The organism is Zoogloea oleivorans (assembly GCF_008107625.1).
Taxonomy (GTDB): domain Bacteria; phylum Pseudomonadota; class Gammaproteobacteria; order Burkholderiales; family Rhodocyclaceae; genus Zoogloea; species Zoogloea oleivorans.
Genome location: NZ_SDKK01000011.1, coordinates 192,153 through 200,609, shown reverse-complemented (window position 1 = coordinate 200,609; position 8,457 = coordinate 192,153). Strand labels below are relative to the sequence as shown.

The 8,457-nt window shown below is 65.1% G+C and carries 8 protein-coding genes; 2 read left to right on the top strand and 6 right to left on the bottom strand.

What is annotated here, in order from left to right; all coding sequences use genetic code 11:
* Positions 1–125 precede the first annotated feature (125 nt).
* Positions 126–1,130, bottom strand: a complete 1,005-nt coding sequence (locus ETQ85_RS13350) for a TRAP transporter substrate-binding protein (protein WP_148579568.1) — start codon at positions 1,128–1,130, stop codon at positions 126–128.
* A 61-nt stretch (positions 1,131–1,191) separates the two neighbouring features.
* Entirely contained in the window at positions 1,192–2,112 is a 921-nt protein-coding gene (locus ETQ85_RS13345; protein WP_148579567.1) for a TRAP transporter TatT component family protein, read from the bottom strand.
* Positions 2,113–2,274: 162 nt separating this feature from the next.
* Here ETQ85_RS13345 and ETQ85_RS13340 point away from each other — a divergent pair, with 162 nt between their 5' ends.
* Positions 2,275–2,454, top strand: coding sequence for a hypothetical protein (locus ETQ85_RS13340; protein WP_148579566.1), 180 nt, complete (start codon positions 2,275–2,277; stop codon positions 2,452–2,454).
* 291 nt (positions 2,455–2,745) lie between these two features.
* Here the strand turns inward: ETQ85_RS13340 and ETQ85_RS13335 are convergent, their stop codons facing one another.
* The 4 genes from ETQ85_RS13335 to ETQ85_RS13320 all read right to left on the bottom strand — a co-directional run bounded on the left by ETQ85_RS13335 (position 2,746) and on the right by ETQ85_RS13320 (position 6,952).
* Positions 2,746–3,213: a hypothetical protein gene (locus ETQ85_RS13335; RefSeq protein WP_148579565.1), complete on the bottom strand. Its 468-nt coding sequence runs from the start codon at positions 3,211–3,213 to the stop codon at positions 2,746–2,748.
* A gap of 132 nt (positions 3,214–3,345) precedes the next feature.
* Positions 3,346–4,014 (bottom strand): hypothetical protein, encoded by a 669-nt coding sequence (locus ETQ85_RS13330; RefSeq protein ID WP_148579564.1) that lies wholly within the window; start codon positions 4,012–4,014, stop codon positions 3,346–3,348.
* A gap of 102 nt (positions 4,015–4,116) precedes the next feature.
* Positions 4,117–5,523 (bottom strand): alkaline phosphatase, encoded by a 1,407-nt coding sequence (locus tag ETQ85_RS13325; protein WP_148579563.1) that lies wholly within the window; start codon positions 5,521–5,523, stop codon positions 4,117–4,119.
* Between the two features lie 16 nt (positions 5,524–5,539).
* On the bottom strand, positions 5,540–6,952 hold the full coding sequence (locus ETQ85_RS13320) for an alkaline phosphatase (RefSeq protein WP_148579562.1): 1,413 nt from the start codon (positions 6,950–6,952) through the stop codon (positions 5,540–5,542).
* A 287-nt stretch (positions 6,953–7,239) separates the two neighbouring features.
* Here ETQ85_RS13320 and ETQ85_RS13315 point away from each other — a divergent pair, with 287 nt between their 5' ends.
* The gene (locus ETQ85_RS13315; protein ID WP_148579561.1) at positions 7,240–8,403 is read left to right on the top strand and encodes a porin; all 1,164 of its coding nucleotides are present in this window, start codon (positions 7,240–7,242) and stop codon (positions 8,401–8,403) included.
* Positions 8,404–8,457: the final 54 nt, after the last annotated feature.

The window sequence follows — 8,457 nt, the reverse complement described above, 5'->3', positions numbered from 1 at the left end:
CGACAACACGGGTTGAGTGGCGCAAGTCGGACTGAAGTCCGACCCACAGGAGCAGTCCCCACCGTGTCAGGTTTTTGTGGGTCGGACTTCAGTCCGACAACACGGATTGGTCAGGGGAAGGCGCCTCAGCGCTTGCCGGCCCGATACGCTTTCAGCAGCACGAACACTTCGTCGAAGGTTTCCGCCGGCACCATCTTGCCGCGGATGCGCGGGTAGAGCTTGTCGGCCAGGTCGGTCCATTCCTTCATCTGTTCCGGTGTCGGGGTGTGCACCTGCAGGCCGCGCTTCTTCATGGCTTCGACGGCTTCGTCCACTTCCTGGCGGGCCTTGCTGCGCATCTGGGCGCCGGCCTTCAGCCCGGCGGCGCGCACGGCCTCCTGGGTGGCCGGGCTCATTTCGTCCCAGCTCTTCTTCGTCACCACCAGCGCGCCGACGATGGGCGCCCAGTTGATGTCGAGCATGTGCGGCGCGGTGTTGTAGACCTGGCTGGCCAGCGCGAAGTAGGGCGTGGCCGGCACCGCGTTGATCATGCCGGTCTGGATCGAGGGCAGGATGTCACTGGTTTCCAGCGGCACCGGCGTGTAGCCCAGGCTCTTCATGATTTCCTGCTGCTCATGCTCGCCGGCCCAGGCGAAGAACTTCATCTTCTTGTAGTCATCCGGGCGCACCGCCGACTCCTTCGAGAAGAAGCGCACCCAGCCCGCATCGCCCCAGGCCAGCACCACGAAGCCCTTTTCAAGGAACTTCTTCTCCATCCCCGGGCGCATCTTGTCGCGCACGTAATCCACTTCGTCCCAACTGCGGAACAGCAGCGGCATGGACTGCAGCGCGGCAATCGAAGGCTCGATCTCGCGCAGCCCGACCACCGACAGCAGGGCCCCCTGCAATTGGCCGATGCGCATGCGGCGGGCCATGTCGGTTTCGCCGCCCTGGCTGCCGTCCGGGTAGATCACGTATTTCGCGCCGTCGCCCTGCGCGGTGCGCCAGGCCTCGCCCACCTCCATCAACTGGCGGTGATAGAGGGAATTCTTCGGCGCCAAGGTGCCGATGCGCAACTGAGGGGCGGCGAAAGTGTTGGCGCTGACCAGCAGGCCGAGGGCGATGGCAGCGAGGCGGCCAATCCTGAACATGGTGTTTTCCTTTAATGCAGTCTTCTGTGGGTCGGACTTCAGTCCGACAAGGCCCCGCGCTTCAAAACAGGTCGTCGGCCGACTCCATCAGCCAGCGCGCCCGGCGGCGCATCACTTCGTTCGACAGGGCCAGCGGGCTGCCCTGCGCATCCTTCACGGCGACGGCCTGTTGCAGCAGATCAAGAAACGCCGCCTTGTCGCCGGCCGGCTGGGCGATGCCCTCGGCCTTGCCGACAAAGGCGCCGGCACTGCGCCCGCCCCCCAGGCGCACAGCCTCATCGAAATACGCCAGCGCCTGTTTCTGGCTGCCGCCGGGGCGGGATGCCTCGAAGGCACCCATCAGCCCGGCCAGATTGCCGTCGCCAAAGGCCGGGTCCGTATTCCAGGCCAGCCGGGCCAGGCGCACGGCCAGCGGCAGGTCGGCCACCGCGTCGGGGTCGTCCTTCGATAAAGAGATGGCCCCGCCCCAGGCTGCCGCCGCCCAGTAGGCAAGGGCGACCTGATCCCGCGCCAGCGTTGGCCAGTCGGCCGGCGTGTTGCTGGCGAGCTGCTGGCCGAAGCCGGGGCGGGCTGCTTCGAGCGCAGCCAGCGCATGGTCGCGTCCGCGCCGGTAGAGGCGCGCGGCACGCTCGCGCAAATGCTGGGCGGCCTTCGCGTCGGTCGCGTCGAGGCGGTCGGCCTCGAAGGCCACGAAGGCGTAGGCATACTGGGTGAAGCCGGCCGCTACCGCCGTTGCCAGCGCGGCGTGCCCGGGTTGCTGGCGCAGTACCGATTCGGACAGCTTGAGGTAGAAGGCGCTCGCCTCGCGGGCCAGGTCGAGATCGTCCTCGCTGGACTGCCCCTGGGCGGCCAGCTCGTCGGCCACGCTGTGCACCACCATCTGCCTGGGTGAACAGGCGGCGAGCTGGACGGCGACCAGAATGAGCGCTGCTGCGTGGAGCGGGCGGGCGAAGAGGCGGGATTGCGTGAATTCCGCGAGCATGGCGGCAGGGAGAAGGGAAGGGATGGTGCGGACGATAGCCGGGGAATGTTGCGCAGGCGTGAAGCCGAGCCTTGCGAAGGGGATTTTCGGGTGCGTACAATGACCGTTGTTGCGCTGCAGCAACCTGGCGCACTGTCTTCACTCAACGCGAAAGAAATTCCCATGCCCCACACTCACGTCGCCACCAAAGCCGCCGCCTGCCACGACGCCCTGGAAGTTTTCCAGGAAGAGCATCAGCACGCCCCGGACGCCCACGAGAAGGCCCGCCTTTTGTCGGACACCGTCAAGGAATGGGAGCAGGAAGAACTGGCCGCCACGCATCCGTCGGCCACTGCCGCCTGACCTACCCTCGGGGTTTGCGCATAAACCGTCGCCAGCGACGGTTTTTATTGTGCAACCGAAGCAAATAGCGTCGATCACGAGCCTGCCGGGTTCGGTATCGACGCTTTTTACTTCGTCGTCGAAACCCGTCGTGTCGGTGCCGAACAAACAAGCGTCGCAAGCGAAGCCAAAAGCCTCGCTTGCGACGTTTTTTGTTTCGTGACCGAGGGAAAAAGCGACGGTTTCGAGGTGGCCGGCTTCGATGCCGGGCCTGCGAGCCTCGGCACCGAAGAAAAAACCCCCGGCAGCCGGTCAGGCTGCTTGTTCGGCCCTGGTTTTACGTTTGTGGCTATACCGTGAAGCCATGGCTTCACGCAGCGTTTCAAGCCCTGCGCCCTTGCCGGCGATCTTGGCAAAGGCGTAACCCTCGAGCGCGGCACTGAGGATGTCGCTGCCGAGGGCGGTTTCGGTGTCGTCGGCCTTGGCCATCAGCTGGCGCAGGCGGGCGATGAGGGGGCGCAGCTGGTCGAGGCTGGTGAGGTCGTTTTCGGCTTCGGCCAGATCAAAACTGGGCGGGAGCATCTGCTGGTTCTGGGCCAGCACGATGAGGGTCTGGCGGCAGAAGGCTTCGGATTTGTCGCCCATGCGGGCAAGGCCGCGCTTGTCGTCGGCGCTCAGTTCGATGAAGAGCTTGAAGGCGTTTTCAAGGGTGGTGAGGGCGGCCTCGATGGCGGCGATTTCGGCTGCGGTGAGGTGCAGGGAAACAAGGTTCTGGGTCACGGATGGGTCTCCTGGTTATCCGGTGGTGTGTTGGCCGCGCCATGCCATATGGGATGGCTGGCGCGGTCCGGATTGTAGGGTGAACTATCCGTAATGAATATGACCTGCGTCACTCGGGAGGCAGGTGGGGGCTCAGTCGAGCAGGTCGGCGTAGTCCTTTTTCTCGTAGCCGGCGAGGCGCGTCCACGGCATGGCGGCGGGCATGGCTTCGCGGGTGGCGACGAGGGTGCTCTGGTTGGTGCCGGCGGCGTTGGCGGATTCGATGCGGCGCGGGTAGTGGGCCTTTTCGTCCCACAGGACCTGCACGCGGGCTTGCGGGCTGCCGCCTTCGTACCAGCGGGCACCGGCCGGGGCGCTGCGGGTGGAGGGCTTCATGCGCTTGATCTGCTCGGGGTCGAGGAGCTGGGAGGCGGTGCTCCATTTGCCGTCGAAGCCGATGTTGCCGTAGTCCACGGGGGTGATTTCGACGATGACCTTTTCGTGGGTGTCGACGACGCGTACGCGCAGCTTGCCGTCGGCGCCTTGCTCGACCCAGCGGGCGGCAGAGGCGAGATCCATGTGCTTGTGGCCTTTGCCGGCGTGCTTGTGGTCGGCTTCTGCGTGGGCGCCGGCCGGCAGGATGCGGGCGACCCAGCTTTGCGTGTCGCGGCGGACGAGGCGCTCGCCAAAGCGGGTGACGCGGGTGACGCCATCGGCACTGAGGGTGGTGATTTCGTGTTCGACGCGCACGGCGAGGTCGTCGGCGAGGGCCGGGGTGGCCAGGAGGATGCCGAGGAGGGCGGGGAGAAGGGCTTTCTTCATGGCGGGTTCGTTGAGAATGAAAAAAAGCCCGACCGGTGAGGGTCGGGCGAAAAAGGGACTAACTTCTGCTGCAGGCAGACCCTTGGATGGCTGGTTGAACGCTCAGAGACCCATGGCCGATTTGACGAGGCCAAAGACCTTGGTGTTGTCGAGGGTGCCCTTGAAGCCGGCACTGCCGGCGCCGGACGAGAACAGCATGACGTCGCCGCCGCCGTGGGTTTCCGGGTAGGCGCCGGCGGCACCGAGCTTGACGCCGACTTCCTGGTAGTAGTCGTCGGCAGCGGTGTCGGTGCTGCTCAGGTCGCTGCGGGTGCTGTTGCGCACGGCGCCGTTGCCGAACACCAGGGCGGTGTAGGGCAGGCTGTCACCGGCGGTGGCGAGCACCGGGGTCTTCTGGACGGTGGTCTTCTTGATGTCGGTGACCTTGCCCAGAATGTTGTTGCCCTTGTGGGAGTAGCCGTTGATGGTCATGGTGTGGTCGTGGTCGGCGGTGACGACGACCAGGGTGTTCTTCAGGTCCACCAGACCGAGGGCACGCTTGATGGCGTCGTCGAAGGCGATGGTGTCTTCGAGGGCGCGCTTGGCGTTGGTGTTGTGCAGGGCGTGGTCGATGCGGCCGCCTTCCACCATCAGGAAGAAGCCCTTGCCGTTCTTCTGCAGGAGCTTGATGGCCTTTTCGGTCATGTCGGCGAGGCTGGGCTCGTCGATGGCGTTGGCGGTTTTGGCGCGGTCAAGCTCGTAGTTGAGCAGGGACTTGTTGAACAGGCCGACCAGTTTGCTGGTGGCGGCCGTGTCCACCGCCTTGAAGGCGGTGCCGCTATTGACGTAGGTGTAGCCCTGGGCCTTGAGTTCGGCGGTCAGGTCGCGGCCGTCGGTGCGCTTGCCGCCGAGGCTGGTGGGCAGGAAGTGGTCGGTGCCGCCACCCAGCAGCACGTCCACACCGTTGCCGAGGGCGCTGTTGTAGCCGGCGCCGCCGGGCACGGCCTGGGCGGCAATGGCGTTCTCGCCGTTGCGGTTGCAGATGTGGGCGTAGGTGGCCGCCGGGGTGGCGTGGGTGACCGTGGTGGTGGTGACGGCACCCACCGACTTGCCGGCCTTCTTGGCCAGTTCGAGCAGGGTGGTGACGGCGCTGCCGTTACCGGCCGGGCAGGTGCTGTCGGCGCCGCTGGTGTAGCTCTTGTTGGCGCTGTCGCGGGCCACGGTTTCGGCGCTCATGGAGATGACTTCGTTGCGCATCTTGACGCCGGTCATGTAGGCGGCCATCGACGGGGCGGAGTCGGTGGTCTGGCCGTCTAGGGAGTAGGTCTTGATGCGCGCGGTGCGCTTCAGGGACTCCATGGTCAGCTGGCCGGCTTCGCCGTACTTGTAGATGCGGCTGGCGGTGACGGTGGTGGGGCCCATGCCGTCGCCGAGGAAGAAGATGACGTTGGTGGCTTCGCCGGCGGCGAAGGCGGAGGTGGCACCGACGAGGGCAAGGGCGGCGGCGCAGAGCTTGAGTTGGGTTTTCATGGGGTGGCGCTCCGGATTACAGGCCGACCGACTGGCGGATCAGGTTGAAGACTTCGGTGTTGGTGATGACACCGGTGAATTTGTCGGCACCGCGGCCGATGGCGCCGAGGAAGACGTCGGTGCCGCCGTGGGTTTCGCTGCCGACGCCCATGGGGATGGCGGCTTCCTGGTGGTAGGTCTTGGCGGCCACTTGTGCGTCGGTAAGGGCGGTGCGGGTGGCGGGGCGGTTCTCGCCGTTGCCGAAGCCGATGATGGTGAAGGGGTTGCCATCCACGTCGGCACCGAGGGCGCCGGTGACGTAGTTCTTGAGCAGGCCGAGGACGCCGGGGTTGGCGTCGGTGGTCTTGCCGGTGCGGGCGGCGTAGCCGTTGAGCACCAGGGTGTGGTCGTGGTCGGCGGTGACGACGATCAGGGTGTTCTTCAGGTCGGCATCCTTGAGCTTCATCTTGTCGATGGCGGTCTTGATGGCGTCGTCAAAGGCCACGGTGTCCTGCAGGGCCTTTTTGGCGGTGGTTTCGTGCAGGGCGTGGTCGATGCGGCCGCCTTCGACCATCAGGAAGAAGCCCTTGTCGTTCTTGGCCAGGATGTCGATGGCCTTGCCGGTCATTTCGGCCAGGCTCGGCTCGACGCTGCTGTCGCGGTCGATGTCGTAGCTCATGTGGCTGCTGGTGAACAGGCCGACGAGCTTCTTGGTGGAGCTGGCCGCGGCGGCGTCGAACTGAGTCTTGTTGGCGACGTAGGTGTAGCCCTTGGTCACGAACTCGGCGGTCAGGTCGCGACCGTCGGTGCGCTTGCCACCGGCAGCGGTGGGCAGGAAGAACTGGCGGCCGCCACCGAGGAGCACGTCGAGGCCATCGCCGAGGGCGCTGTTGTAGCCGGCGCCGCCGGGCACGGCCTGGGCGGCAATGGTGTTTTCGCCGTCACGGTGACAGACGTGTGCGTAGGTGGCCGCCGGGGTGGCGTGGGTGACGCGGGTGGTGGTCACCGCGCCGGTGCTGCGGCCGGCGGATTTGGCCAGTTCGAGCAGGGTGGTGACGGCGCTGCCGTTGCCGCTGGCCGGACAGGTGCTGTCGGTGCCGCTGAGGTAGTCCTTGCCGGTGGCGTCGAAGGCGGACGTTTCGGCGCTCATGGAGATGACTTCGTTGTTCATCTTGACGCCGGTCATGTAGGCCGCCATCGAGGGCGCGCTGTCGGTGACCTGGGCGTTGTTGGAGTAGGTGCGGACGAAGGCCGTTTCGGGCAGCGTGTCCATGGTCAGTTCGCCGTCTTCACCCACCTTGTAGATGCGCGCCGCGGTCTGGGTGGTCATGCCCATGCCGTCACCGAGGAAGAAGATGACGTTCTTGGGGGTGTCGTTGCTGCTGTCGCTGCCACAGGCGGCGAGCAGTACGGCCGAGGTGGCAGCCGCGATCAGGCTGAGTTTGCGCATGAGGGGAAATCTCCAGGGTGGGCGTGTCGTGTTGGCTCACCAGTCTGGGTTTCCCCTGTTTCGGGAGAATTACGTTTAGGTGAATGCGCCCCGGAGAGGCGGTGCGCCAGGGGAGAGGGCTGCGTGAGCAAGCAGAACGAGGGTTCTCCGGGCCGTCCGCTGAGGGGCCTGTCTTGTGGGCTCCATGAAACTGAAACCTTGCCTGTGTAGCTTTGCGTCCTGCCTGATTCTGCTGCACTGCGGCAGACAGAAATCTCCGGCTAGTCGTCAATCAACAGGAAAAACAAATGCAAAAGAAACTGATCGCTTTGGCCGTCGCCGGCCTGGCTTCCACCGGTGCCTTCGCCCAAGCCAACGTGACTGTTTATGGTGTGGCCGACGCTTCCTTTGACGTTGTCAGGATCAGCGGCGATGCCAAGAACGAACTGGGCAACACGAACCGTGTTTCCACCAACTCTTCTTATCTGGGCTTCAAGGGTGCGGAAGCCCTGGGCAACGGCCTGAGCGCCGTGTTCCAGTTTGAAAGCGGTGTGGGTTTCGATAACGCCGGCTCCCTCAGCACCAACCGTGACAGCTACGTCGGCCTGGCCGGCGGCTTCGGTACCGTGCTGATGGGCAACCTCACCGGCCCGACTCGCGCCCTGGGCACCGCCCTCGACGTGAACGTGGGTGCCACGGGCATCGGCGCCAACTCTGCGCTGCTGGGCAAGCTGGGCAACAAGTTGATCGGCACCACCAGCACCACCGGCAACTACAGCGGCGGTTCCACCTGTGCCCGTTCCGCTTCCTGCAACTCGATCTTCGACAGCCGCTGGAAGAACGCCGTTGCCTACGTGTCGCCGACCTTTGCCGGCCTCAACGCCACCGTGGCTTACGTGGCCAACGAGAACAAGGCGATGGAAGGGATGACCGCCGCCAATACCACCGGCTTCGACGCCGGCCTGAAGTACGCCGACGGTCCGATCATGGCTGCCGTGACCTATAACGCGGTCTTTACCAACGATGCTGCCGATCTGAAGGTCAGCGATCTGCGTGTTGGTGGTAGCTACAAGTTCGGCCCCGCTTCCGTGCGCGCCCTGTTCGATCTGGCCCGTGCCGACAAGCTTGGTGGCAAGAAATTTACCCAGGCCGTGTATGGCCTCGGCGCAACCTTCGACCTGACCCCGGCCAGCAAGCTGCTTGCCCAGGTGTACGTGGCGCGTGACGTGAAGCAGGACGGCAGCAGCCAGGACGACAGCGGTGCCAAGCTGTTCGAGCTGGGCTTCCAGCACAGCCTGTCGAAGCGCACGATGCTGAAGGCGACCTACGCCATGATCAAGAACGATTCCAACGCCAGCTACGACTTTGGTGTCAATGCGGCGGGTGTCAACCCGGGCAGCATGCCCGCAGGCTTCAGCGCGGCGGGTGGTTCGGTTCAGGGTATTTCATTCGGTGTGCGTCACACCTTCTGATCCCGCCTGAATCCGGGCTGGTCATGGACGGGCACCTTCGGGTGCCCGTTTTTC